Below are 26,025 nucleotides of genomic sequence, written 5' to 3'. Positions count from 1 at the left end.
CATGCAATTTACTTTAACACTCCCTCTTCTTTGCGTAATTCCTCTGGCGCCATTGTTTGGCTCTCTCATCGCCGGTTTGCTGGGTACTAAATTAGGCGGCAACCGAATTGGTCATGGTGCCTGTCAGTTCGTTACGATTTTGGGTGTGACGATTGCATTTGTATTGTCTTGCTTTGTGTTGGTTCAGGTTAATGATGGTTTTTATTTCAATGGCTCCGTTTATCGTTGGATGGAGCTAGGTGAGCTGAACTTAGATATTGGCTTCTTGATTGACCCTTTGACGGCGACCATGATGTGTGTGGTGACTTTTGTGTCCTTGATGGTTCACATCTACACCATTGGTTATATGCGGGGTGAAGAGGGCTACAACCGCTTCTTCTCCTACATCTCACTCTTTACCTTTGCTATGTTGATGCTGGTCATGAGTAATAACCTTCTGCAGCTATTTATTGGCTGGGAGGCAGTAGGTGTCGTTTCCTATTTGCTCATTGGTTTTTATTACGAGCGTCAAACAGCAGTATTTGCCAACATGAAAGCGTTCTTAGTCAATCGTATTGGTGACTTTGGTTTCATCTTAGGTATTGGTCTTTTATTAGCCGCTACGGGTTCAATGAACTATGACGTTATCTTTTCTCAGAATTCGAATCTGGCAGCACAAGTCCTGCCTGGCACAAGCTGGAATCTACTGACGGTTATTTGTATCTGTCTTTTCATTGGCGCGATGGGTAAATCGGCCCAATTCCCACTCCATGTTTGGTTGCCAGATTCTATGGAAGGCCCAACACCAATTTCGGCATTGATTCATGCGGCTACGATGGTTACTGCTGGAATCTTTATGGTTTCCCGCATGTCCCCGTTATTTGAATTATCAGACGTAGCTCTAAGCTTTATTTTGGTGATCGGTTCTATTACCGCACTCTTTATGGGTTTCTTAGGCATTGTTCAAACAGATATCAAGCGTGTTGTAGCTTACTCAACACTATCGCAGCTGGGTTACATGACAGTAGCCTTAGGCGTATCTGCCTACCCAGTGGCTATTTTTCATCTGATGACCCATGCTTTCTTTAAGGCCCTATTGTTCCTTGCGGCTGGCAGCGTTATTTTAGGAATGCACCATGAGCAGGATATGCGCAAAATGGGCGGGCTTTGGAAGTACATGCCAATTACTTGTCTGATGATGCTGCTGGGCAACTTGGCTTTAGTTGGCACGCCTTTCTTTTCTGGCTTCTATTCAAAAGACTCGATTATTGAAGCCGTTGCAGCTAGCCATCTTCCGGGATCGGGATTTGCTTATTTTGCGGTAATGGCCAGTGTTTTTGTAACAGCACTGTATTCATTCCGTTTATATTTTTATGTATTCCATGGCAAAGCGCGATGGGGTCATACGGATTCACATGCGCACGATCACCATGATCATGCAGAACAGGGTGATGATCATGCTCATCATGGCTTAGCTCCCGGCCAGAAACCCCACGAATCTCCCCTTGTTGTGACGCTGCCATTGATTTTATTGGCTATCCCATCGGTGATTATTGGTTATTACACAATTACGCCCCTGTTGTTTGGTACTTTTTTCGGCGACTCCATCTTTGTAGATATTGCTAGACATCCTGCCATGAAAGAAATTGCCGAAGAATTTCATGGTCCAGTAGCAATGGCTTTGCATTCCCTCACTTCGCCAGTTTTACTTCTGGTTGTACTGGGCGTATTCACGGCAGCAATTGGATACTTATGGGCTCCTAAATTACCTGGTGTTGTTGCCCAGGCTTTAGCGCCATTTAAAAAGTTATTAGATAACAAATACTACCTTGATGATTTCAATCAGAGGGTATTTGCTAAAGGCCTGTTATGGATAGGCGGCGTGCTGTGGCATCGCGGCGACCAGCAAGTCATCGACGGCTTTTTAGTGAATGGTAGCGCCCATGCAGTAGGGCGCCTATCTTCTGTAATCCGTCATTTGCAATCCGGTTATTTATATCACTATGCCTTCGCAATGATTGCAGGCTTAGCAGTATTGTTGGCTTGGGTTTTGTATGCTTATCTGCCTTTTGTTCGCTAGACCTATGTTACGTAAGTACCCATCATGATTCTTTCATTTGCCATCTGGATCCCGATTTTTTTCGGCATCATTATTTTGTTTTACGGCTCAGATAAGCCTAGCGCTGGTGTCCGCTGGCTAGCGCTTGTCGGTGCAGTTTTAGGTTTTATTGCTACGCTCCCATTGGTAATTGAATTTGATGTAGCTAATGCCGGAATGCAATTTGTCGAGAAGATTAACTGGATTCCTCGATATGACGTCAACTATTACCTGGGTGTTGATGGGATCTCTGTTTGGTTTATTGTTTTGACCGCATTTATTAATATTTTTGTAGTGATTGCCGCTTGGGAAGTCATTGATCAGAAGGTGTCCCAATACATGGCTTCATTCATGATCCTCTCTGGACTGATGATTGGCGTTTTTGCCGCCTTGGATGCCTTGCTTTTTTATGTTTTCTTTGAGGCAACGCTCATCCCAATGTACATCATCATTGGCGTATGGGGTGGTCATAACCGAATTTATGCTGCGTTCAAATTCTTTCTCTATACCTTGCTTGGCTCTTTATTAACTTTGGTTGCGATGCTGTACTTGTACAACGTCACCAATACCTTTGATATCTTGGCTTGGCACAATGCCCGCCTTGATGTCGTTGAGCAAATCCTGTTGTTTTTTGCCTTCTTCATGGCCTTTGCTGTCAAGGTGCCAATGTGGCCATTGCACACTTGGTTGCCTGATGTCCACGTCGAGGCGCCTACGGGTGGATCAGTAGTGCTAGCAGCCATTATGCTCAAGCTAGGAGCGTATGGTTTTCTGCGTTTCTCATTACCGATTGCTCCAGACGCGAGCCAGTACCTCGGACCCTTCATTATTTTCTTGTCTTTGGTGGCCGTTATTTACGTTGGTGCCGTTGCATTAGTGCAAAAGGATATGAAGAAGCTAGTTGCTTATTCTTCTGTAGCGCACATGGGTTTTGTGACATTGGGATTCTTTCTCTTTAGTCCTTTGGGTATTGAGGGCGGCATTGTGCAAATGATCTCTCATGGTTTTGTTGCTGGTGCCATGTTCCTCTCGATTGGCGTTCTCTACGACCGGATGCACACTCGACAAATTGCTGACTATGGTGGCGTAGTTCATCGCATGCCTGCCTTCACAGCATTTGCTGTATTGATGGCAATGGCGAACTGTGGCTTGCCATTTACCTCCGGCTTTGTTGGTGAGTTTATGGTTATTTTGGCCGCGGTTGATTATGACTTTACGATTGGCTTGCTGGCATCTACTGCGCTTATCTTGAGTGCTGCCTATTCTCTTTGGATGGTCAAGCGGGTATTTTTCGGCGCCATTACCAACGAACATGTCGCGGCCTTGAAGGACCTCAATGCGCGCGAGTATCTGATGATGTCAGCACTGTCTATTTGTGTGATTGGTATGGGCGTTTATCCAAAGCCATTTACTGACATTATTCATCCGGCTGTAATCAATCTACTGCAGCATGTTGCTGTCAGCAAAATCTGAGTAAAAGTACATGCAAGCATTCGACCTATTAGCCGTTCTGCCAGAACTCGTTTTACTGATTGCCACCAGTTTTTTATTGGTTGCCAGTGTCTATGTTCCTGAACGCCAGCTTGCAACTCCAGGGGTAGAGCAGGATATCTTCCATACACCTCGCGGTGTTGGATTTGTATATTTTTTCACTATCATTTTGCTGGTCTATTTGATTTTTGCGTTCATTGGCCGCATGGGTGATGTTTCATTAGTGGCTATGAATGGATTATTCCAATCAGACCCATTTTCTAATTTGTTAAAAGCTTGCTCGTGTGCTGCAGTCTTGGTGAGCTTGATCTATTCCAAGCAATACTTGACAGATCGTGCCATGTTCCGCCCCGACTTTATAGTCTTAGCCTTGTTGGCCTTGCTAGGTCAATTTGTGCTGATCTCCGGCGCTAATTTACTCACCCTTTATTTGGGTCTGGAGTTGATGGCTTTACCAACCTATGCTTTGGTAGCCATGCGCCATAACAGTGAGAAAAGTGTAGAGGCGGCGATTAAGTATTTTATTTTGGGAGCCCTAGCTTCTGGCTTCTTGTTATACGGCATGTCAATGCTATACGGAGTTACCGGTTCACTTGATTTAATTGAGATTTTCAGAACCGTTGCGGATCCACGCGTTAATCATTTGGTAATGGCTTTTGGCTTGGTATTCATTGTGTCTGGGCTCGCTTTTAAGTTGGGTGTTGTACCGTTTCACATGTGGGTGCCAGATGTCTATCAAGGTGCGCCTACTGCAGTGACCCTCATGATTGCAGCTGCGCCTAAGCTTGCTGCCTTTGCACTGCTGTTCCGCCTGCTGGTTAATACCCTATTGCCGCTCGTGGACGACTGGCAGCCAATGCTGGTCTTGTTAGCTGTTCTTTCTTTAGTGATCGGCAACGTCACTGCGATTGCGCAAACCAATTTAAAGCGCATGCTAGCCTACTCAGCGATTGCGCAAATGGGTTTCGTATTGCTCGGTATGTTGTCGGTATTTGATGATCATGCATTTAGTGCCTCTATGTTTTACGCCATCACTTACGTTTTGACGACGCTGGGAAGTTTTGGGCTCTTAATGCTGTTATCACGCAAAGGTCATGATTGTGAAACTTTGGATGACCTAAAAGGTTTAAACAAAAATCATCCTTGGTTTGCATTTATTGGGCTAGTGATGATGTTCTCTTTGGCGGGTATTCCGCCGACTGTGGGTTTCGCTGCTAAGTTGGGAGTATTGGAAGTCTTAGTGGATGGTGGGCATACATTTATTGCCATCATTGCAGTAATAGCCTCCTTAATCGGCGCCTTCTACTACCTAAGAGTCGTTAAAGTAATGTATTTTGATGAGCCAGTACTTCAACATCCAGTGCAGATATCGGGGTCAGGTGTTGCTCGTGGGCTTTTGGGTCTTAATGCAATTCTTGTCCTTGCCCTAGGTATTTTCCCATCCGGTTTGATGGATGTTTGTCTTGATGCTATGCGCCGTACTTTATTGGGCTCATAGTTGCCGTGATGCTAATGAGTAGCAAAAAGGCTCCTACGGGAGCCTTTTTGCTTTCTGTCATTTATTTTTTGTAAGATAGCCTATTAAACAAGGACAGTAATTCATGACTGAAAAATCATTCAAAGATCTTCCTGTTGGTGATCAACACTTGAGAGAAGATCGTCTCTCCGGTGAAGACATTTATGGCGGTATTTTCTTAAACATGAAGCGTGACCAAGTGAGCTTACCGGATGGTGGTCAAGCAGTACGGGAGTACCTTACGCATCCCGGAGCAGTTGCAATTCTTGCAATACTGGATGATGGTCGGGTATTAATGGAGCGACAGTATCGCTATCCTATCGCTAAGGCTTGCATTGAGATTCCCGCTGGAAAGTTAGAGATTGGTGAGGATCACTTGCTTTGTGCTCAGCGGGAGCTAAAGGAGGAGACGGGATATACCGCGAGTAAGTGGAGTTATATACGACGTATTCATCCTGTGATTTCTTATTCGACAGAATTTATCGATATCTATCTTGCGCAGGATCTGGTATCTGGTAAGAGCCACTTGGATGCAGAAGAGTTTTTAGATGTATTTGCTGCACCGTTAGAGCAGTTACTTGAGTGGGTGGAGCGGGGCGATATTACTGATGTCAAAACGACAATTGCTACATATTGGCTGGATCGCTACCGTCAGGGTTTGATCGCCCCAACACCTTTAGACTGAGGTTTTCAGGAATCCTATTAAAATAGATCTATTGAATTTGATACTTTTGCCCCGATATAGGTCTTATGAAAGTTTATAACCTCGCTTGCCCCACAGATCACCGATTTGAGGGGTGGTTTGCCTCTGAGGCAGATTTTCTTGCTCAGCAAGATGGGAATATTTTGGTTTGTCCACTATGTGATAGCTCTGGCATCATCAGAATGCCTTCTGCACCGCATATTACTAAATCTGGATCGAGTAAAGACACGACCTCGACTTCTACCGAATTGACTGTTGCCAGTCTTGGCGGCGCCATTGAGGGAGGAAAATTAGCGGGATCTCCTAGTGGGGACGTGATTGCCTTAACGGATAGCGATCATTCTCATTTAGAGGCTCAGGTTCAAGCTGCCTTCTTAAAGGGAATGCGTGAATTAATGGGTGCGTCTGAGGATGTAGGCAATTCTTTTGCGGATGAGGCTAGAAAAATTCACTATAAAGAAGCCCCTGAAAGAAGTATTCGGGGTCAAACCTCGCTAGATGAAGCTGAGGCTCTACGTGATGAAGGTATTGAGATCATGGCTGTGCCAATGCTGCCAGCCTTTAAAAACACCCTGCAGTAGCCTGTTCCTGAGCTTAAGTCCCAGTGCATTCAGAGCGGGGTCAAAATCCCCTATACTGTTTTGATGCCCAAGATGGGCCTCACTACACAATAGAACCGGAGTAACACCTATGAAGCGCTTAATTACAGCACTATTCGCCGCAATTCTGGCGCTGACCATCTTAGGCTGCTCTAAATCTCCAGATTCTAAAGAAATTAAAGTAGCCGTTTCCCCAGCATCTCCCCCCATGTTATTTGACGATAAGGGTCAAATTATTGGCGTGGATATGGATCTTTTTCAGGGCTACTGTCAGTCACGTGCTTGCACGTTCAAAGTAACGCCCTATGACTGGGCTGGGATGTTGGGTGCCGTCTCTAGTGGTCAGGCTGACGTAGCTTTCTCTGGTATTTCTATTACCGATAAGCGTAAAGAAGCGATGGATTTCTCGCAGCCTTATTATGATAATTCTTGGCATCTAGTTAGCATGAAGAATAAGAACATTCAAATCACTGATTTAAATCAACTTAAAAAGTACTCTATCGGCTACCCGCGTGGCATGGCCTATGACGATCTGATTAAGAATGAGCTTGCGCCAAAAGGTTACTACTCACTGAGCAAGGTAAAACTTTATCCGTCTTATGCAGAGGTAGTTACAGACTTGCAAAATGGTAATTTAGATCTGGCCTTTATTGAAGAGCCCGTTTTTCTCAATTATCAAAATAAACTGAATCTATCCATTCAGAGTAGTTATGAATTTAAAGGCTTCGATAAGCTGGGCTTTGCTTTTGCAAAAGGATCCAAGCTTCGCGATGACTTTGACAAATACCTCACTGAGCTGGGTCCAGAAAAAATCAAGGTGATTTTAGATAAGTGGATGAAGTAATTTCCCTGCAGAATCATTCTTAATCATTAGCTGGTGATTCGAAAGCTTATTCCGTGAATTTCTTGGATATTCTTGCGCAGCTGGCGCAAGGACTGCTTTATACCGTAATGGTTACTCTGGTTTGCTCTGCGACCGGGTTTGTTATTGGTCTAGCGCTGGTCAGCTTGCGTCGGCTAGAGCTACCCTGGGTGCGATTGCTGATTGATATCTATACCTATGTCTTTCGGGGTGTACCAGTGCTTGTTTTGCTTTTTATGGTGTACTTTGGCCTACCGAGTATTGGCCTCAAAGTACACCCCTTAATGGCGATGGCCCTGAGTCTGGGGTTGGTGGCATCAGCCTACTTGGCAGAAGTCTTTCGTGGCGCATTTAACTCGATTGATGTTGCTGAAGTCCTTGCTGCAGAGGCGATGGGAATGTCTCGGCTACAAATCTTGCGATATATCGAGTTACCGCAGATGCTCCGTTTCTCTTTGCCGGGAATGGTGAATGAGTTCACCTCTGTTCTAAAGTACTCACCGTTTGCCTATACCGTCGGTATTCCTGAAATTACAAAGCAAGCCATGACATTAACTGCAACAACATTGCGCGGTATAGAGGTGTACCTCGCTGTTGGCGTTCTTTACTTTTTGATTTATCGAGTCTGTTTACTAGGAGTGCAGTCCTTGAATAAGCGCTTTCAAATTCCGGGGATGAATCCAGCATGATTCCCAGCATCCAAGCCAAAAACTTTTATGGAGTTATTGCGTGGCATTAATCCAAGTTCGTAATTTGGTAAAAGAGTTTGAGGGGCAAACTGTTCTGTCAGACATTCATCTCGATCTTCAGGAAGGGGATGTGCGGGTATTGATGGGCGCTTCTGGTTCTGGAAAGTCAACTTTACTGCGCTGCTTAAATCGTCTTGTGGAGCCGACATCTGGATCTATTCTTTTTAGGGGCAAAGAGATTCTAGGTCCCGATGTAGATGTGCGGGAGCTGCGCAAACAGATTGGCTTTGTTTTTCAACAGTTTGCTTTATATAGTCACCTTACCGTGTTGGATAACGTCACCTTAGGTCTGCAAAAATTGCAGGGCATGAATAAAGCGATGGCTAAGGAAAGGGCGTTATTGGAGCTATCGCACTTCGATATGATTGCCCATCAAGACAAATACCCCTCGCAGATTTCAGGTGGACAAAAGCAACGCGTTGCCATTGCCCGTGCGCTGGCAATGGACCCAGCGGTACTCGTACTTGATGAGCCGACTTCAGCTTTAGATCCAGTAATGTCAAGGGATGTTGCTGACCTGGTCAATCGACTTCATGGCGAGGAAATCACCATGATCTGCGTGACCCATGATCTCCATTTTGCTCGTAACATTGCCGATACAGTGATGTTTTTAGATCGCGGCGTTATTCGTGCGGATGACTGTATTGACGTATTAAGTCAACATTCAGACCCCATCATTCAGGCGTTTTTTCAGAATGAGAAAAAATTCTGATGGCTGCTTGGAGCTCTTTTACTAGAGATCTTCTGGAGCAGATGCCCTTGATTTTGACTGGCTTGCTCAATACGCTTCAGCTTGCTGGGCTCGTAAGTATTTCTGGATTGCTTTTGGGTATTGTGGTGTTTTATTGCACTCTGAATAAAAGCCCGGTTGTTTGTAGCATTACAAATGCATATATTTCCTTCTTTATCGGAATGCCATTAATCGTTTTATTGTTCTTGATGTATTACGGTCTACCGCAGTGGAATATTCGACTCTCGCCATTTGCGGTAGCTTTCATTGGCTTTACTTTTAATGTAGCTGCCTATAACGCGGCCTATTTAAAAACGGCTTACAACGGTCTCGATAAAACTCAGCTAGAGGCTGCTAGCGCCCAAGGATTTAATCCATTGCAGGTATTTCAGTGGATTACATTGCCACAAGTGATCCGCCTATCTGTGCCGGCACTTACTAATCAAGTGATCTCCAATTTAAAAGATAGTTCCGTTGCTTTTCTGATTCAGTACACCGAGTTCTTTGCCCGCGTTCAAGAGTTAGCCGCTACTAATTTTCAGTTTTTTAAGGCCTATTTAATGGCAGCCCTTGTTTATCTTGCACTTGTCTCAGCCATTGTTTTATTAGCACGTGCGATTGAGCGCCGTTATTTCATACCTGCATAGATTATGGGAACAAAAAAATAGCAGCCCGAAGGCCGCTATTCATTTTCTAGTGAAGCGTTTCTAGCGTATTACTTTGAGGTTGGCATCGCAAATTCAGCGCCCTTAGCGATACTCTGGGGCCAGCGCTGCATGACACTCTTTTGCTTGGTATAGAAGCGAACACCTTCTTTGCCATACGCATGCATATCGCCAAAGATGGACTTCTTCCAGCCACCAAAACCATGCCAAGCCATTGGTACCGGAATAGGTACATTAATACCGACCATACCAACTTGAACGTGACGTGCAAATTCTCGCGCAATATTACCGTCGCTTGTGAAGCAGGCCACACCATTACCAAATTCACAAGAATTGACTAAGTTCAGCGCTTCCGCAAAATTAGCTACGCGCAAGCAAGACAAGACTGGCCCAAAAATTTCTTCTAAATAGATCTTCATATCTGGAGTGACGTTATCAAATAGCGTGCCACCAATGAAGAAACCATTCTCATTGCCGAGCACTTTCAGGCCGCGACCGTCTACCAATAGTTTTGCGCCTGAAGCGACACCACTCTCAATATAGCCAGTAATACGCTCTAGAGCTGCTTTAGTCACAATCGGACCCATCTCCGCATCTAACTCCATGCCATTTTTGACTTTGAGGGTTTTTGTACGCTCAATTAATTTAGGCATGATTCTTTCAGCGGCATCACCCACCAACACTGCTACAGAGATCGCCATACAGCGCTCGCCAGCAGATCCGTAAGCAGCGCCAATCAGTGCATCAATGGCTTTATCCATATCCGCGTCAGGCATGATGACCATATGGTTCTTAGCGCCACCGAGAGCTTGTGAGCGTTTGCCAAAGTGGGCGCAACGCTCATAAAGATAATTTGCAATTGGAGTCGACCCAACAAAACTGACTGCTTTCACATCAGGGTTTTCGATCAAAGCATCCACCGCTTCTTTATCACCCTGAACAACGTTAAAGACGCCGTCTGGCAACCCAGCCTCAGTCAGGAGTCTAGCCATAAACAATGAAGCAGTTGGATCGGTTGGGCTTGGCTTCAAAATGAAGGTATTGCCGCAGGCGATTGCTACGGGAAACATCCACATTGGCACCATGACTGGAAAGTTAAATGGGGTAACACCAGCAACCACACCTAAAGGTTGGCGCATGACCCAATTATCAATATCGGTAGAAACTTGTTCTGTGTAATCGCCTTTGAGCAGCTCCGGAATACCGGTTGCAAATTCTACGATTTCAATACCTCGGGTCACTTCGCCTTGGGCATCAGTAAATACCTTGCCATGCTCAGCGGTGATGATGGCAGCCAGTTCGTCGCGATGTGCATTTAGCAGCTCTAGGTACTTGAACATAATCCGTGCGCGACGCAGTGGGGAGGTTTGGCTCCAGGTCTTAAAGGCAGTTTGAGCGACAGCTACTATCTCGTCAACTTCTTTACGGCTTGCTAGCGCCACTCGTCTTGCAACGATGCCTTTGGTTGGGTTAAAGACGTCGGAAAAGCGACCATCTTTGGGATTAATGATCTTGCCACTAACAAAGTGGCCGATATCTTCATTTGATTCAAAGGCTTGCGGTGCATTCATCATATTTTTTAATAATCTTTTGCTGGTTTTAGGTTCAATTCAAGGGTTTAGGCAAATGCCCGCACGACTTGATGGTCTCGTTTATCCTACACCTTCTATTTTATCGCTTACAGCAATTTTTAGTTATTTAAAGGTTTCCTCATGAGTCTGCTCTTTTCTACCTATGCCTTGGGCTCTCCAAAAGGCCCCCTCACGCTCGCAAACCGCATTGTAGTGGCGCCAATGTGCCAATATTCAGCGGTCAATGGGGAGGCTCAGGACTGGCATTTAATGCATTGGGGTAATTTATTGAATAGTGGCGCAGCGCTTTTCATCATTGAGGCCACAGGCGTTACTCCTGAGGGCCGTATTACGCCAGCCTGCCTTGGCTTGTGGGATGACCGAACCGAGGCGGCACTGCAAGATAAGCTGAGTAGGGCCCGCAAATTAGCCCCTGCAACACCAGTATTCATTCAGTTGGCCCATGCAGGTCGCAAGGCTTCTAGTGCGACGCCTTGGGATGGTGGTCAACTACTGTCCATGGCGCAGGGTGGGTGGGAAGCCGCTGCACCCTCAGCAATTCCCCAGTTGGATGGAGAACGCTTACCCCATGAACTCTCTACAGGGGAGCTCAAAGAGTTAATTGCAGCATTTGTGATGTCAGCCAAACGTGCTGATCGAATTGGTATTGACGGAATTGAGCTGCACGGTGCTCATGGGTATTTATTACATCAGTTTCTTTCTCCAATCGCCAATCAGCGAACAGACGAGTACGGCGGTTCTTTTGAAAACCGCATTCGCTTTCCTTTAGAGCTATTTAAAGCGGTACGTGCCGCTTATCAAGGTGTCTTAGGTATTCGAATATCCGCAAGTGACTGGATCGAGGGAGGTTGGACTCCTGAAGAAACGGCTGATTTTGCAACGCAGCTTAAACCTTTGGGATGTGATTTTGTTCATATCTCTTCAGGTGGTATTTCTCCTTTACAAAAGATCGCCATCGGCCCGCGCTATCAAGTGCCTTTTGCTAAGATAGTGAAAGACCAATCTGGTCTGCCAACAATGACGGTAGGTCTTATTACTGAGCCCCAAGAAGCGGAAGATATTTTGCAGCAGGGTGATGCGGATTTAATTGCCCTAGCCAGAGCATTTTTATATAAGCCACGTTGGGGCTGGGAAGCTGCCGCTGCTTTAGAGGGTGTTGTGCCCTCCAATGAGCGCTACTGGCGTTGCTTGCCTCGTGCAGCCCAGGCTATTTTTGGTAATGTCAAAGTAGGTCAGCGGTAGGCGGTAGGCGGTAGGCAATAAACAGAATGCAGCTTGAGGCCCTGTGAAAGCAGAGTCATCAATAAAAATATATTTCAGGAGATCCATATGAACTACCTTCCAATAGCGCAACGTTTTTTAGTAATAGCTAGCTTAGCATTAGGAATAAGTGTTGCTCAAGCACAGACATTTCCCGACCGCCCGATTTCGCTGATTGTTCCCAACCCGCCAGGTGGTTTGGTGGACACCTCTGCACGCTTGTTAAGTGAGCCCCTCTCGAGAGTGATTGGTCAACCGGTTATTGTTGACAATAAGCCAGGTGCTAGTGGAAACACTGCATACCAGTATGTTGCTAAGGCTAAACCTGATGGCTACACCTTATTAATTTCATATTCCGGATATCACGTCGGCAACCCTGCCTTGATGGATAAATTACCTTGGGATCCGATTAAGGATTTTTCTCCCATTGCATTGTTAACTGTTTCAACAAATGTAATTGCGGTCCATCCATCTGTACCAGTGAATAATTTAAAAGAATTTATTGCTTATGCAAAAGCAAACCCAGGAAAGCTCAATTACGCCTCACAGGGTAATGGTTCTGTTTCTCATATCGGTACAGAAATCTTCAAGCAAAGCACGGGCATTGATATGGTTCACGTGCCTTACAAAGGGTCTGGACCAGCAGTGCAGGACGTTTTAGCCGGTCAAGTGCAAGTCTTCATTACAACGCCGCCGTCAGTGATGCAGCATGTACAAAGCGGCAAGCTTAAAGGATTGGCGGTAACCGGAAAGATTAGGCATCCAGGAATGCCCAATGTACCTACGACTGCTGAGGCGGGTCTACCAGGTTTTCAGCTAGAATCCTGGGTCGCTTTATACGCTCCCGCTGGAACACCAGCCCCTGTGGTCGCAAAACTGACAGAGTCAGTGAAAAAAAGTTTAGCGCTGCCGGAAGTTAAAGAGCGCTCAGATGCGGCTGGTGTAGAGCTACGCTACCTTACGCCAACAGCCATGGATGCTCTACTAAAGAAAGAACTTCCATATTGGAACAAGGCCATTAAATCAGCTAACATCACGCTTGATTAAATAGCCGCACCGGCAAAGATCCCTCACAACACTAAACTGAATACACCATTAATGAAGCAACATTCTGTAAGAGAGGCCTGGTTAGAAGATGCGGTAAAACACTTAGAGCCAGTATTCTCTAGGGCGGGCTATGCTATTCCTCCAGTCCGTGTGTCGTGTGGATTTCCGGCATCGAGCAGTCCGAGAACTACGCTGGGGCAATGCTGGCCCCGTGAGCGCTCTGGAGGCGGGGTTAATGAGATTTTTATCTCTCCAAAATTGGATGACCCGGTCCAGCTGCTCGATACCTTAGTGCATGAGCTCTGTCATGCCGTGGATGATTGTTTTAGCGGCCATGGTGAGGATTTCAAAGGAATTGCTCAAACTGTGGGTCTGGAAGGTCCTGCCCGAATGGCGCATGCTACTGAGGAGTTGGTAGTAAGACTCATGATGATCAGTCAAGAGCTTGGACCATACCCCCATCAAGCCATCAGCTTTCCTCCGCCACGCCCAAGTAATACCAGTCGAAATAAAGCCAAATGTGGTCAGTGCGGTTATGAAGTCACGCTACTTAAAAAGTGGGCCACCTATGGTGCTCCAATTTGCCCAAAAGATAATATTCGTATGCAAGAAGCAGTGATGGAAACGATTGAGAATACCGAAGATCACAACATTGAATCTGTGACAGGCAAAAAAACTAAGTCAGACGATATTCGTCGGGCTATTAGCTAGAAAAAACACAACACCGCTGCCAATATTGAAGTATCTAATGCAATAGAAGGAAGAGAAGGAAGAGAACGTTATATGAATACAAAGAAAATATTTAAGAATCCTCAGATTGCCGTAATCGCAGGTGATGGCATTGGAAAAGAAGTAATGCCAGAGGGCTTGCGTGCTCTAGAGGCAGTCAATAAGAAATTTAATATTGGGATGCAGTTTGACCATTTTGATTTTGCTAGCTGTGACTACTATTTGAAGCACGGCAAAATGATGCCAGACGACTGGTTTGATACGCTCATGCAGTATGACGCTATTTTCTTTGGCGCAGTTGGTATGCCCGATATTCTGCCGGACCATGTTTCCTTGTGGGGTAGCTTAATTCAGTTCCGTCGTGGCTTTGATCAGTATGTGAATTTGCGTCCTGTGCGACTATTACCAGGTGTGCCATGTCCGTTGGCTAATCGCAAGCCAGGTGATATTGATTTCTTTGTAGTGCGTGAAAATACCGAAGGTGAATACTCTAGCGTTGGGGGAAAAATGTTCCCTGATACCGATCGTGAGTTTGTGATTCAGGAATCTATTTTTACTCGTCAAGGCGTTGATCGTATTCTGAAGTATGCCTATGATTTAGCACAGAGCCGCCCTAAAAAGCATTTAACCTCAGCGACCAAATCGAATGGCATTGCAATTACGATGCCTTACTGGGATGAGCGAGTTGAGACTATGGCTAAGCAGTTTCCAGAGGTAAGAACGGATAAGTACCATATTGATATTTTGGCGGCGCATTTTGTAATGAACCCTGATCGCTTTGATGTTGTGGTAGCCAGTAACTTATTTGGCGATATCCTGTCGGACTTAGGTCCAGCCTGCACCGGAACAATTGCGGTTGCGCCATCGGGAAGCATTAACCCAGAAGGTAAGTTCCCATCATTATTTGAGCCTGTCCATGGATCTGCGCCGGATATTTACGGCAAGATGATTGCCAATCCTATTGGTCAGATCTGGAGTGGATCTATGATGCTGGACCATCTAGGTTACCCAGAGGCAGGACTGGCCATCTTTACTGCTATTGAAAAGGTTTTGGCGGAGGGTAAGTCTTTAACCCCAGACTTAGGCGGTAGCGCTAAGACAGATGATTTGGGTAAGGCTATTGCAGCAGCAATTTAATGCCGGCAACCACTAGTTGCTTGTCACTGCAGTACTGAGAGGACTCCAAACGGAGTCCTTTTTACTGGCCTTCGCAATCTCAGCTAGGATAATTTCATGGAGCTGACAATCTTCCGTATTGGCCTTTAGCAACTTAAATGAGGAGGGCAGGGCCTTGATCTGCCCTGAGGCATCAGTACCCACCGTGTAATCAATTAGATCAATAGAGAGATCTTCCTGACCCCGTGTCATCGCTACGTAGACTTCGGCTAGCAGTTGAGCATCTAATAGCGCCCCGTGTAGCGTTCGATGTTGATTGCTGATTGAGAAGCGTTCACACAGCGCATCTAGTGAGTTTCGTTTTCCGGGGAACATTTGACGGGCATCTATTAAGGTGTCTGTTACCTTAGAAGCTAGACCTCTGAAAGTTGGCCGTTTTAATAAGGCAAATTCACTATCAAGGAATCCTAGGTCGAAGGGGGCGTTATGAATAACAACCTCAGCCCCATCTACAAACTCGATTAATTCTTCCACGATGTTGGCAAAAATAGGTTTGTCTGATAAGAATTCACGAGAGAGGCCATGAACAGCATAGGCGCCAGCATCAATATCTCGTTCAGGATTGATGTAGTAATGAAAAGTGCGCTCTGTGAGCTTGCGGCCAATCATTTCTACGCAACCAATTTCAATAATGCGATCACCCGTGGCGTGACTCAGTCCAGTTGTTTCAGTATCGAGGATAACTTGACGCATTAGGTGCCTTCTAGTGCAGATTGGGGAATTTCCATTGGACCTTTACCTGCATATTTATCCAGGAAGAGATAAATCACTGGCGTAATAATGAGGGTAACAAATTGAGAGAGAATAAGCCCACCTGCCACACTGATACCTAATGGTTGACGAAGCTCTGCTCCGGCACCTATTCCGAGGGCGATCGGTAGTGCCCCCATTAACGCCGCAAAGGTCGTCATCATGATCGGGCGGAAACGCAGAATACAGGCTTCACGAATCGCTTTCTCGGGCGACATGCCTTGATTCCGTTGCGCATCTAAAGCAAAGTCAATCATTAAGATGGCATTCTTTTTCACAATACCGATCAAAAGCAAAATACCGATAGAGGCAATGATGGTTAGCTCAAATCCAAAGATGCGAAGTGCCAAAATTGCACCGATGGCAGCTGAAGGTAAGCCAGCCAAAATAGTCAGCGGATGAATGTAGCTCTCGTATAAAACACCCAGCAGAATATAAATCACTCCCAAGGCAGCAAAAATCAAAATGAGCTGACCCGATTGATTGCTCTTAAATACCGCAGCATCTCCGCCATAGCTGGTAATAATAGAAGAGGGTAATTGAATTTCTTTGGTGTATGCCTCAATCTTTGCAGTAGCGTTACCTAAAAATACATCAGGAGCTAAATTAAACGAAAGTGTCACTGCTGGTATTTGACCCAGATGGTTGACAGCTGTAGGGCCCACAGATCGAGTGAATGTAGCAACACTGGATAAGGGAATTAACTTATCAGTTGCGCGGCCACGAACGAATATCTTATTTAGATCCGTTTCATACTGACGATCATCTTCGGCCGCTTCCAAAATAACATAGTAGGTGTTGACCGGCGTGTAGATCGTCGAGACTTGTTTTTCCCCGTAGGAGTTATAAAGCGCAGCGCGGATGTCGGTAATGGTAACGCCGGCACTAGCAGCCTTTTCTCGATCAATATTGACTTTTACATTAAGGCCTTTTAGCTGAGAATCGCTAGTGACATCACGAAAAATGGGATCAGCACGCATCTTCTGCATGAGCTTATCAGCCCACTCATTAACGCCCTCAAAGCCGACGCTTTGTAATGTGAACTGGTAACGACTTTTACTGCTACGTCCGCCTAGTTGTAAATTTTGAACAGGGCGCATATAGACCTGTAGACCTGGTATTTCTTTAAATTGATTGCGCAGGCCTTCCATTACCTTTGCCATTTTTTCTCTATCGCCCTTAGGCTTGAGAACAACAAATATTCTGCCAGTATTACTACCCGAGCTCGAACCTCCACCAACAATGGAGATTGAGCTGGCTACGTTAGCATTCCTATTTACTATTTCAGCTGCTTGATCTTGAAGAACGCGCATCGCCCTAAAGGAGATGTCTTCAGACGCTTCAGTAGTAACGGTAATCTGCCCAATGTCTTCTTCGGGAAAAAATCCTTTGGGACTATTAATGAATAAAACAACAGTAATCACAAAGGTAGATAAAGCACCCCATAAAACAATCTTGCGGTGTTTAAGCGCTAAATCTAAATAGTGAATATAAGAATCAAGCATCCAATTAAAAAAGCGGTCAAACAGCTTATTAATTGCATATTCCTTAACGACATGTCCGGGCTTAGGTAAGAAGCGGCTGCATAGCATTGGCACAACAGTGAGTGAGACCACTGCAGAAACTAAGATCGATAAGGAAACGACAACAGCAAATTCTCTAAATAGCAGTCCAATAGGACCGGGCATAAAAAAGAGGGGAATGAATACCGCGACCAAGGAGATGGAAATAGAGATGATCGTAAACCCCACTTCTTTACTGCCCTTTAGGGAGGCTTTGAGTGGATCCATGCCTTGCTCAACATAGCGCATGATATTTTCTAAAACGACAATGGCATCGTCCACCACCAATCCCACTGCTAAAGTGATGCCGAGCAGAGAGATGTTATCTAAGCTGTAGCCTAAAAAGTAGAGCAAAAAGAAGGCGCCAATTAATGAGATCGGCAGGCTGATAGAGGGGATAACAGTTGCGGCAATATTTTTTAAGAACAAAAAGATCACCAGAACTACTAGCAAGACAGTTAAGGCCAGCGTTAAATTAACATCATGAATTGCCTCAATAATAGACAGAGAGCGATCATTGGCTAGTTGAAGTTGCACTGAGTCAGGCATCTGCTTTTGCAGTTGTGGCAACAGCTCTTTTACAGATCTGACAACATCAACCGTATTTGCATTGGGTTGGCGTAAGACCGCGATTGCAATGGAGCGCTCACCGTTAACAGTGGCCAGGGTTTTAATGTCCTCGTAGCTCTCAATGACTTCAGCAACATCCTTGAGGTAGATCGGTAATCCGTTTTTCTGGCTCACAATCAGATTGCCAAATTCTTCTGGCCGCACTAATTGCGGATTTGCATAAATCGTAATTGATTGGCGAGGCCCATCAAGAACGCCTACCGGGCTATTGGAGTTGGCTTTATTGATTGCAGTAGCCAAGTCATCCATTGTGAGATTACGGTTACCTAAGGCATCTGGACGAACTCTGACCCGAACAGCGTAGCGCTTAGCTCCATAGACAAGTACTTGGGCAACGCCGCTAATGGTTGACAAGTTTGGAGAGAGTAGATTTTCTGCATAAGCATTTAAATCAGAAAGACTAATGGAGGGAGACTGCATTCGCACAACCAGAATGGGAGTGTCTGCCGGATTGACCTTGCGATATGACGGTGGCACGGTCATTTCGATTGGTAAACGCTTCTGCGCGCGGAGCAGCGCTGCTTGAACATCTACAGCAGCCTTATCAATATCTCGATCGTTATTAAATTCCAAGGTAATGCTGGTGCTACCAAGCGAGTTAGTAGAGCTAATGACCTTTACGCCATCGATTGTTGAGAATTCCTTCTCTAGGGGCAACGCAACTGCAGAGGCCATGTTCTCAGGTGAGGCGCCTGGTAGTGAAGCGCTAACAGAAATAACAGGCGTATTAAAGCTGGGTAGGGCGGCAACGGGAATGTTTAAATAAGCTATCGCCCCAGCGATAACAGTAGATACAGAGAGCAATACCGTCATTACCGGACGGCGGATGCATAGCTCAGATAAGTTCATTTCTTGTCAGCAGCCGAAGGGGTTAATGTTGGGGTGGCTTTCTTTTGCTCGGCAGACTTAGCTTCTTTTACCTTGCTGCCAGGACGTAAGTTTTGTTTACCTTCAACAACCACTCTATCGCCTGGCTCAATACCAGTGATGACAGACGTGCCTTGATACTCATAAACTACTTTAATTGGTTTTGGACTAGCTTTACCATCTCCATCTACCGTGTAAACAAGTCTACCCCGAGGGCTAATGACAATTGCTTCGGATGGCACTGCAAGCACTCCCTGTAAATTATTAGCTACCAGTGAAACACGTGCAAATTGCCCCGGCAGCAGAGTCATCGCTTCGTTCGGTATCTGCGCCTTTACACGCACGGCGGCAATGGATGGATCCACTTGATTGTCGATGACCAATACCTTACCTTCAAATACTCTTTTGCTGCCTTCGCCCACCGTCACTTTTACCGTTAGGGGCTCACCATCTAATTGATTTTCCAATAACACCGGGATATCTTTTTCTGGAATCACAAACTGCACATTAATAGGATTCAATTGGGTGATGGTGACCATCGAGCCCACACTAGAAGTGGCGGTTGAGCTAGTGGCAGTTGTGACCACATTACTAGCCTGCACCAATGATCCTGGAAACACATTGATGATGCCTGCGCGCCCGTTAATGGGTGATCGTATGGAATCAAAAGAAAGTTGAACTTCAGCAGAGCGAGCAGCAGATTGTGCTGCTTTAGCGTTGGCAAAAGAGGTTTCGAGACCCGCCTTTGAAATAAAGTTTTTGGCAACTAATTCCTTGGCACGCAAATACTGGCTTTGGGCGTCATTTGCTAAAGCGCTTAACCTGTCAAAGTTTGCTTTGTCGTTACGATCATCTAGAGTGAATAGCAGTTGACCCTGCTTCACTTCCTCACCATCTTTAATATGGATTTTGCTGACGGTATTTGTCACCATTGGACGTATATCAACGATGCTATTAGAAACAATCGTGCCAGTTGCTTCAATGATGAGCGGGATATCTTTTTTATCTACCGTTATCGTGGTGACGGTAACCGGACCGCCTGCTTTTGTAGATACCGGGAAGAAATAGTCGTATGTTTTTGAACCGGCATACAAAATAATGAGTAGAAAGAAGATTCTCCACTTGTATTTAAGCGCAAATGCTTTAGCGGTTGCGTAGTTAATATTGCTTACTTTAAGGAACCAGGGGGAGACGGTGGGTGTGACTTTTTGCCAGAGCTTACAAAGGCGGGCTTTGACTCTATTTCTGAGGGCGGGGATCTTGGCTACAGCCTTGTCGAGTGTGGATTCAATTTTGGACACGGTCTCGGCGCTTTTCTATGTTTTATATGGGTTTGATGGGCAATTTATCGCCTCATTACAGCTAGACTATTCTCTCACAAGCTAGCGTAATATGAGTTCCACAGGGCTTGATTCAATCAAGTAAGAAATTCCTCTACACCCCGGTTTGCTAAAAGATCTGCAAGCTCATTTCCGGGGTGGCCATCATGACCGCGTACCCAATGCCAAGAAATCTCGTGATCCGGCAGAAGGGCATCTAATTCTTGCCATAAATCAGCGTTTTTAACGGGAGCCTTACTGGCAGTCTTCCAGCCCCTTTTTTTCCATCCTTCAAGCCATTCTGTAACCCCTTTTTGCACATACTGGGAATCGGTCCAGAGTTCTACGGAGCTTCTCTGTTTTAGGGCTTTGAGCGCATGAATTACAGCGCTAATCTCCATACGATTGTTGGTGGTGTGTTTTGTGCCGCCGTGAATATGCTTTTCATGGTCTCCAGAGCGCAAAACTGCCCCCCAGCCACCAGGCCCAGGATTGCCTTTGCAGGCGCCATCGGTGTAAATCACAATATGGGGAAAGTTAGTGGAATTGGGCATAGCGTTCTGTCACTTAGTCTTAGGGGTTTTGAGGTTTTGGCGGGTTTCTGATGCCGGACTCAGTTGCCCGAGCACTGGAATACGTTTGCTTTGAATCCGACCAATCAGCCTGATGCCGGGTTGGCGCTTAATGGCAGAAACCAAAAACACGGCACCAAAAATAGGCCACCATCGGTTACCCATGGGTTCTAAAAAATCCATCCTAGTCATGCCAGGCTCACTACTGAGCGGGAACTTATAGCATCCAAAATGGCCTCGATCCAGCGAAAAATTGAGCAACTGTAACCAGTCTTTAATCCGAATTAGACTGATAAATTGCCCATCTCGGGGCAAATAGGGCGAGCCAACTAAACGGCTAAAGTACTGGCGCGCACCCCAAAGGCTGGCCGGATTAAAACCAGAAATAAGCAATCGACCTTCTGGACGCAAGACGCGCTCTGCCTCACGCAAGATTTGATGGGGATCAGCTGCAAATTCTAGTGCATGGGGTAAAACTAATAAATCGATGCTTTCAGAGGCAAAGGGAAGTTCATTGGAGCTCCCTTCGATTTGGTGACCATGAAAGCCATCGATCCGCTTTTGACCATCTTTTGCATCGAGCAGCAGAGCCTGAAGTGGCATTCGGTTTTCTGCCAAAGTATTCATTTGGGGTAAGCCGATCTGTACCGCATGAAATCCAAAGACATCGGCCACAATGTGATCAACACACGCCTGCTCCCAAGCAAGCACGTATCTCCCAGGCGGAGACTGTAGCCACTTTTCCCATGAACTCCAGGGTGGTGCAGGCTTCTGATGGGGGGTTTGTGGGGTTGGTATCATGATCGTATGGTGAAGAATACTTTAATGCAGGTTTGGCCGATACCGGCTTTTGATGACAATTACCTTTGGTGCATCCATGATGGCCAGTCTGCACTGATTGTGGACCCAGGCGATGCTGCCCCAGTGTTGCAGTATTTGTCCGATCACAAGCTGACCTTGACGGGTATCTTAATTACACACCACCATGCGGACCACACTGGGGGCATATTAGCCTTACTGGATGTCTTGGGCTCCCATATTCCGGTATATGGACCGGCGCATATTGATATTCCTGGACGCACTCAAGCCATGATGGAGGGCGATCAATTAACCATCGCAGCTCCCGGTATCAGCTTTAAGGTTTTTGAGGTGCCTGGCCATACTTTGACCCACATCGCTTACTTTGCGAATATGCAGGCTAATGTAGAGGAGCCCATGCTGTTTTGCGGTGATACCTTATTTGCCTCTGGTTGTGGCCGATTGTTTGAAGGTACGCCCACACAAATGAGTCAATCTTTAACAAAGTTTAGCGTTTTACCAAAAAATACTTTGGTGTACTGCACCCATGAATACACCCTGTCCAACATTCGTTTTGCGTTAGCCGTAGAGCCTAACAATGCCAACCTGATTAACTGGGCTAACACAGCGAGCAAGTTGCGTGAGCAACAGCTACCCACCTTGCCAACGACGATTGGGCAAGAGTTACAGGTCAATCCATTTATGCGCTGTGATCAGGCAGAGGTCATAGACTGTGCGCTGCGCGTCTCCGGGGAAAAATCTTTGCCATCACCAGCGCACGTTTTGGCAGTGATTCGAGCCTGGAAGGATCGATTTTGATGCTGTGGCGATTTGCAGGAGTACTGCTAATTGCCTTGCTGTCTGGCTGCGCTAGTACTGGGGATTGGTCCTCTGACACCTCCACACGAACTGACCCACGCGCTGCTAAAGCTAAGCGAGTGAACTTAAAGAATCAGTCCGTAAGCGATTTATACGCACCTTCAAGTAACTTATGGATTCGGATTCGGGATGGCTTTGAGATGGAGCCAATGAGTACGCCCCTAGAGATTGAGCAAGTCCGTTGGCTGGCCGCACGCCCCGATTATGTTCATCGATCGATGACCCGTTCCTCTCGCTATCTTTTTTATATTGTGCAAGAAGTCAATGCGCGCAATATGCCTACTGAGATTGCCTTGCTTCCCTTTGTGGAAAGTGCTTTTGTTACCCATGCCAAGTCTAGCGCTAAGGCAGTGGGTTTATGGCAATTTATGCCTGCCACTGGCAAAGATTTTCAGCTAACGCAAAATCTCTTTAGGGATGAGCGCCGAGATGTACTGCAGTCGACGGATGCCGCTTTAGATTATTTGCAGCGGCTTTACAAACAGTTTGGTAGTTGGGAGCTAGCCTTAGCGGCTTATAACTGGGGTGCGGGTAATGTTGCCAAAGCTCAAAAGCGTAATATCGCAGCGGGTTTGCCAACAGATTATTTGAGCTTGAAAATGCCGAGCGAAACGCGAAACTATGTGCCTAAGCTAATGGCATATCGCCAGATCGTTTTAGATCCGCAGGCGTACGGCATAGTTTTACCTGACCTTGAAAATCATCCTTATTTTGTTGCTTTAGATGTGGGTAGAGATATTGATGTTGCGCTGGCTATTCAGTTGGCCGAGATTCCTGCCGAGGAGTTTCAAAGCCTTAATCCGTCTTTTGATAAGCCAGTCATTCTGAGTAATGCAAATCAGCAAATTTTATTGCCTTTCGGGCATGCAGAAATCTTTCAGGAAAACCTCAAGCGCTATACAAAACCCCTGTCATCTTGGTCTGCAGTCAAGGTCACCAAGACCGAAGGTGTTGATCAGGCCGCTAAAACTTTAGGCGTAGATGTCGATACCCTAAGAGAGGTCAACAATATCCCCAAGGGGATGCGCATTCGCTCGGGATCCATTGTTCTTGTTCCGAAGGGTAGCCATCGGGATGGGGACATATCAGTGGCTATGGCTGAAAATGCCAGTTTAAATTTGGATAAGTCGGCTCCTCCGACTGCTAAGAAGTGTGCAAAGGGTGCGAAATGTGCTGCGGTACAAGTAAAAAATAGCGCAACTAAGGGTAATTCCCCTCCAAAAAATGCTGCAACTCAGCATAAGTCCGTATCGACAGGGCTTGCAAAATCTGCGAAAAATAGTACTTCGGCTACCCCTATGGCTAAGACTGCTAGCAGTAAGGGAGTCAGCAAAATTCAGTGATATTTCAGTAACTTTAGTCATATTTTCGAAGGTGAAGCATGTCCTACAAATCAGAACACGAGCGCTCCATTCAAGACCCAGATAGTTTTTGGGGGGAGCAGGCAAAACGCATTCACTGGGAAAAGCCTTTTAAACAAGTTCTGGATTATTCAAACCCACCGTTTGCAAAATGGTTTGAAGGTGGATTAACCAATATTTGTTTTAATGCCGTAGATCGCCATTTGGCCGATCGCGCTGATCAAATCGCTTTAGTGGCGGTCTCTACCGAAACCAATCAAGAAAAGACCTTTACGTTTAAAGAGCTTTACGAAGAAGTCAATCGTATGGCCGCCATCTACCAGGCTAATGGCGTAAAGAAGGGCGATCGCGTGTTGATTTATATGCCCATGGTTGCACAAGCGTGTTTTGCCATGTTGGCTTGCGTCAGAATTGGTGCCATTCACTCGGTGGTTTTTGGGGGCTTCGCCTCTCATAGTTTGGCCTCACGTATTGATGATGCCCAACCTAAAATGATTGTGACAACTGAGGCGGGCGCGCGAGGTGGCAAGGCGGTTCCTTATAAGCCTCTGCTAGATGAAGCAATCAATTTGGCCACCTGTAAGCCTGAAAAAGTGTTGATTGTGAATCGGGGTCTGATTGAGTTCACCACCGTAGCTGGTCGTGATTTAGATTATGCGGCTGAGCGTCAAAAGCACCTTCATGATTTGGTGCCTATTGAGTGGGTTGATGCAACTCATACGAGTTATATTTTGTACACCTCTGGCACCACTGGTAAGCCTAAGGGTGTGCAGCGCGACACTGGTGGATATGCAGTAGCACTTGCTTCAAGTATGGATCATATTTTCTGTGCAAAGCCAGGCGAGACTTTCTTTTGTACCTCGGATATTGGCTGGGTTGTCGGTCATGGTTACATTATTTATGGGCCATTAATTCACGGTATGGCGACCATCATGTATGAGGGCACGCCTTTGCGCCCTGACGCTGGAATCTGGTGGGAGTTGGTAGAAAAGTACAAGGTGTCGGTGATGTTCTCTGCGCCGACAGCAGCGCGAGTTCTTAAAAAGCAAGACCCTGCATTTTTGACCAAATACGACCTCTCAAGTTTGCGGGCTTTGTTCTTGGCTGGAGAGCCTTTAGACGAGCCCACGGCAACCTGGATTCATGGTGCGATTAATAAACCCATCGTAGATAACTACTGGCAGACCGAAACGGGTTGGCCAACCCTGGCTATTCAGCGTGGTGTAGAGGTCATGCCACATAAGTTCGGATCCCCAGGCCTTCCCTCTTTCGGCTTCAATATGAAGCTGTTAGATGATGCGAATGCTGAGGAGTTAGGCCCGAATAAGAAGGGGGTCATTGTGATTGAGGGTCCCTTACCCCCTGGATGCATGCAGACAGTGTGGGGTGATGACAAGCGCTTTATAAGTACTTATTGGGAGACTATTCCTGGTAAGACTGTTTATTCCACCTTTGATTGGGGTATCAAAGACGATGATGGTTACTTTTTCATCTTAGGCCGAACGGATGACGTGATTAACGTTGCCGGCCATCGTTTGGGTACTCGTGAGATTGAAGAGAGTATCTCTGGGCACGCCAATGTTTCAGAAGTAGCGGTTGTTGGTATTGAGGACAAACTGAAAGGGCAGGCAGCAATTGCCTTTGTCATCCCAAAGGATGCCTCAAATACTGCCACCCTAGAAGCCGAGTGTATGAAGACGGTTGATAGTACCTTGGGCGCTATTGCTCGTCCTGGCCGTGTTTATATCGTGACTGCTTTGCCAAAGACCCGTTCAGGGAAGATTGTGCGCAGAGCACTTCAGGCAGTAGCAGAAGGCCGCGATCCCGGGGATATCAGCACCATGGAAGACCAAACTGTCTTAGCTCAAATTAGAGGCGTCATTGAGCAAAGGCCCCCAACTTAGCCTCTAACGGCATTGTAGAGTGGAAATTTAGGGGTTTAGGGTGTAAAACTGGTATCATTGCTAGGTTCAAAACTTAATAATTTACCCTAGCGCTTAAAGACACTCACCTTCCGCACAAACAGTCCTGGGTTGGTCTTTTTGGGGTGTTGAGCGTCGGATGGAGCAGGGACTGGAGATGGTTTGTCAC

The 26,025-nt window shown here is 46.1% G+C and carries 22 protein-coding genes; 16 read left to right on the top strand and 6 right to left on the bottom strand.

The annotated features are described in order from the left end of the window. Position 1: 1 nt before the first annotated feature. The 9 genes from nuoL (at position 2) to B0G85_RS08985 (ending at position 9,374) form a co-directional block, all read left to right on the top strand. The gene (nuoL, locus tag B0G85_RS09025) at positions 2-2,059 is read left to right on the top strand and encodes an NADH-quinone oxidoreductase subunit L (protein ID WP_100380132.1); all 2,058 of its coding nucleotides are present in this window, start codon (positions 2-4) and stop codon (positions 2,057-2,059) included. A gap of 24 nt (positions 2,060-2,083) precedes the next feature. Continuing rightward, the gene (locus B0G85_RS09020; protein WP_100380131.1) at positions 2,084-3,550 is read left to right on the top strand and encodes an NADH-quinone oxidoreductase subunit M; all 1,467 of its coding nucleotides are present in this window, start codon (positions 2,084-2,086) and stop codon (positions 3,548-3,550) included. A gap of 10 nt (positions 3,551-3,560) precedes the next feature. Then, a complete protein-coding gene (gene nuoN / locus B0G85_RS09015) occupies positions 3,561-5,066 on the top strand; it encodes an NADH-quinone oxidoreductase subunit NuoN (protein WP_100380130.1) in 1,506 nt (501 codons plus the stop codon). Between the two features lie 103 nt (positions 5,067-5,169). Continuing rightward, a complete protein-coding gene (locus tag B0G85_RS09010) occupies positions 5,170-5,769 on the top strand; it encodes an NUDIX domain-containing protein (RefSeq protein WP_100380129.1) in 600 nt (199 codons plus the stop codon). A 65-nt stretch (positions 5,770-5,834) separates the two neighbouring features. Continuing rightward, on the top strand, positions 5,835-6,368 hold the full coding sequence (locus B0G85_RS09005; protein ID WP_100380128.1) for a DUF1178 family protein: 534 nt from the start codon (positions 5,835-5,837) through the stop codon (positions 6,366-6,368). A 109-nt stretch (positions 6,369-6,477) separates the two neighbouring features. Then, complete coding sequence (locus B0G85_RS09000) at positions 6,478-7,230, top strand: transporter substrate-binding domain-containing protein (RefSeq protein WP_100380127.1); 753 nt, start codon at positions 6,478-6,480, stop codon at positions 7,228-7,230. A gap of 62 nt (positions 7,231-7,292) precedes the next feature. After that, positions 7,293-7,937, top strand: a complete 645-nt coding sequence (locus B0G85_RS08995) for an amino acid ABC transporter permease (RefSeq protein WP_232726010.1) — start codon at positions 7,293-7,295, stop codon at positions 7,935-7,937. A gap of 40 nt (positions 7,938-7,977) precedes the next feature. Continuing rightward, positions 7,978-8,709, top strand: a complete 732-nt coding sequence (locus B0G85_RS08990) for an amino acid ABC transporter ATP-binding protein (protein ID WP_100380125.1) — start codon at positions 7,978-7,980, stop codon at positions 8,707-8,709. After that, positions 8,709-9,374 carry an amino acid ABC transporter permease gene (locus B0G85_RS08985; RefSeq protein WP_100380124.1) on the top strand — a complete coding sequence of 222 codons (666 nt, stop codon included), beginning with the start codon at positions 8,709-8,711 and terminating at the stop codon, positions 9,372-9,374. Before B0G85_RS08990 ends, B0G85_RS08985 begins: the two co-directional genes overlap by 1 nt. Positions 9,375-9,442: 68 nt before the next feature. Here the strand turns inward: B0G85_RS08985 and B0G85_RS08980 are convergent, their stop codons facing one another. Beyond that, on the bottom strand, positions 9,443-10,963 hold the full coding sequence (locus B0G85_RS08980; RefSeq protein ID WP_100380123.1) for a CoA-acylating methylmalonate-semialdehyde dehydrogenase: 1,521 nt from the start codon (positions 10,961-10,963) through the stop codon (positions 9,443-9,445). A 141-nt stretch (positions 10,964-11,104) separates the two neighbouring features. Between B0G85_RS08980 and B0G85_RS08975 the strand changes: the two genes are divergently transcribed. The 4 genes from B0G85_RS08975 to B0G85_RS08960 all read left to right on the top strand — a co-directional run bounded on the left by B0G85_RS08975 (position 11,105) and on the right by B0G85_RS08960 (position 15,157). After that, positions 11,105-12,226 carry an NADH:flavin oxidoreductase/NADH oxidase gene (locus tag B0G85_RS08975; protein WP_100380122.1) on the top strand — a complete coding sequence of 374 codons (1,122 nt, stop codon included), beginning with the start codon at positions 11,105-11,107 and terminating at the stop codon, positions 12,224-12,226. Positions 12,227-12,313: 87 nt separating this feature from the next. After that, on the top strand, positions 12,314-13,291 hold the full coding sequence (locus B0G85_RS08970) for a Bug family tripartite tricarboxylate transporter substrate binding protein (protein ID WP_100380121.1): 978 nt from the start codon (positions 12,314-12,316) through the stop codon (positions 13,289-13,291). Between the two features lie 51 nt (positions 13,292-13,342). Continuing rightward, positions 13,343-14,002, top strand: a complete 660-nt coding sequence (locus B0G85_RS08965; protein WP_100380120.1) for a SprT family zinc-dependent metalloprotease — start codon at positions 13,343-13,345, stop codon at positions 14,000-14,002. 72 nt (positions 14,003-14,074) lie between these two features. Further along, on the top strand, positions 14,075-15,157 hold the full coding sequence (locus B0G85_RS08960; RefSeq protein WP_100380119.1) for a tartrate dehydrogenase: 1,083 nt from the start codon (positions 14,075-14,077) through the stop codon (positions 15,155-15,157). Between the two features lie 12 nt (positions 15,158-15,169). Here B0G85_RS08960 and dnaQ read toward each other — a convergent pair whose 3' ends face one another. The 5 genes from dnaQ to B0G85_RS08935 form a co-directional block, all read right to left on the bottom strand. After that, positions 15,170-15,889 carry a DNA polymerase III subunit epsilon gene (dnaQ, locus tag B0G85_RS08955; RefSeq protein WP_100380118.1) on the bottom strand — a complete coding sequence of 240 codons (720 nt, stop codon included), beginning with the start codon at positions 15,887-15,889 and terminating at the stop codon, positions 15,170-15,172. Continuing rightward, complete coding sequence (locus tag B0G85_RS08950) at positions 15,889-18,987, bottom strand: efflux RND transporter permease subunit (protein ID WP_100380117.1); 3,099 nt, start codon at positions 18,985-18,987, stop codon at positions 15,889-15,891. Before B0G85_RS08950 ends, dnaQ begins: the two co-directional genes overlap by 1 nt. Continuing rightward, the gene (locus B0G85_RS08945; protein WP_100380116.1) at positions 18,984-20,306 is read right to left on the bottom strand and encodes an efflux RND transporter periplasmic adaptor subunit; all 1,323 of its coding nucleotides are present in this window, start codon (positions 20,304-20,306) and stop codon (positions 18,984-18,986) included. Before B0G85_RS08945 ends, B0G85_RS08950 begins: the two co-directional genes overlap by 4 nt. Positions 20,307-20,422: 116 nt before the next feature. After that, entirely contained in the window at positions 20,423-20,878 is a 456-nt protein-coding gene (rnhA, locus tag B0G85_RS08940) for a ribonuclease HI (RefSeq protein ID WP_100380115.1), read from the bottom strand. 9 nt (positions 20,879-20,887) lie between these two features. Next, complete coding sequence (locus B0G85_RS08935) at positions 20,888-21,697, bottom strand: class I SAM-dependent methyltransferase (protein WP_100380114.1); 810 nt, start codon at positions 21,695-21,697, stop codon at positions 20,888-20,890. Positions 21,698-21,703: 6 nt separating this feature from the next. Here B0G85_RS08935 and gloB point away from each other — a divergent pair, with 6 nt between their 5' ends. Genes gloB through B0G85_RS08920 form a run of 3 tightly spaced genes read left to right on the top strand, consistent with a single transcriptional unit; the run spans position 21,704 to position 25,838 of the window. After that, positions 21,704-22,513, top strand: a complete 810-nt coding sequence (gene gloB / locus B0G85_RS08930) for a hydroxyacylglutathione hydrolase (protein ID WP_198508793.1) — start codon at positions 21,704-21,706, stop codon at positions 22,511-22,513. Continuing rightward, entirely contained in the window at positions 22,513-23,916 is a 1,404-nt protein-coding gene (locus B0G85_RS08925; protein WP_100380113.1) for a transglycosylase SLT domain-containing protein, read from the top strand. Before gloB ends, B0G85_RS08925 begins: the two co-directional genes overlap by 1 nt. A 38-nt stretch (positions 23,917-23,954) precedes the next feature. Continuing rightward, positions 23,955-25,838 carry a propionate--CoA ligase gene (locus B0G85_RS08920; RefSeq protein ID WP_100380112.1) on the top strand — a complete coding sequence of 628 codons (1,884 nt, stop codon included), beginning with the start codon at positions 23,955-23,957 and terminating at the stop codon, positions 25,836-25,838. Positions 25,839-26,025 lie beyond the last annotated feature (187 nt).

Origin of the sequence: Polynucleobacter brandtiae, assembly GCF_002797575.1 — a bacterium.
In the GTDB taxonomy this organism is placed as follows: Bacteria; Pseudomonadota; Gammaproteobacteria; order Burkholderiales; family Burkholderiaceae; genus Polynucleobacter; species Polynucleobacter brandtiae.
This window is presented reverse-complemented; position numbering and strand designations above follow the sequence as displayed.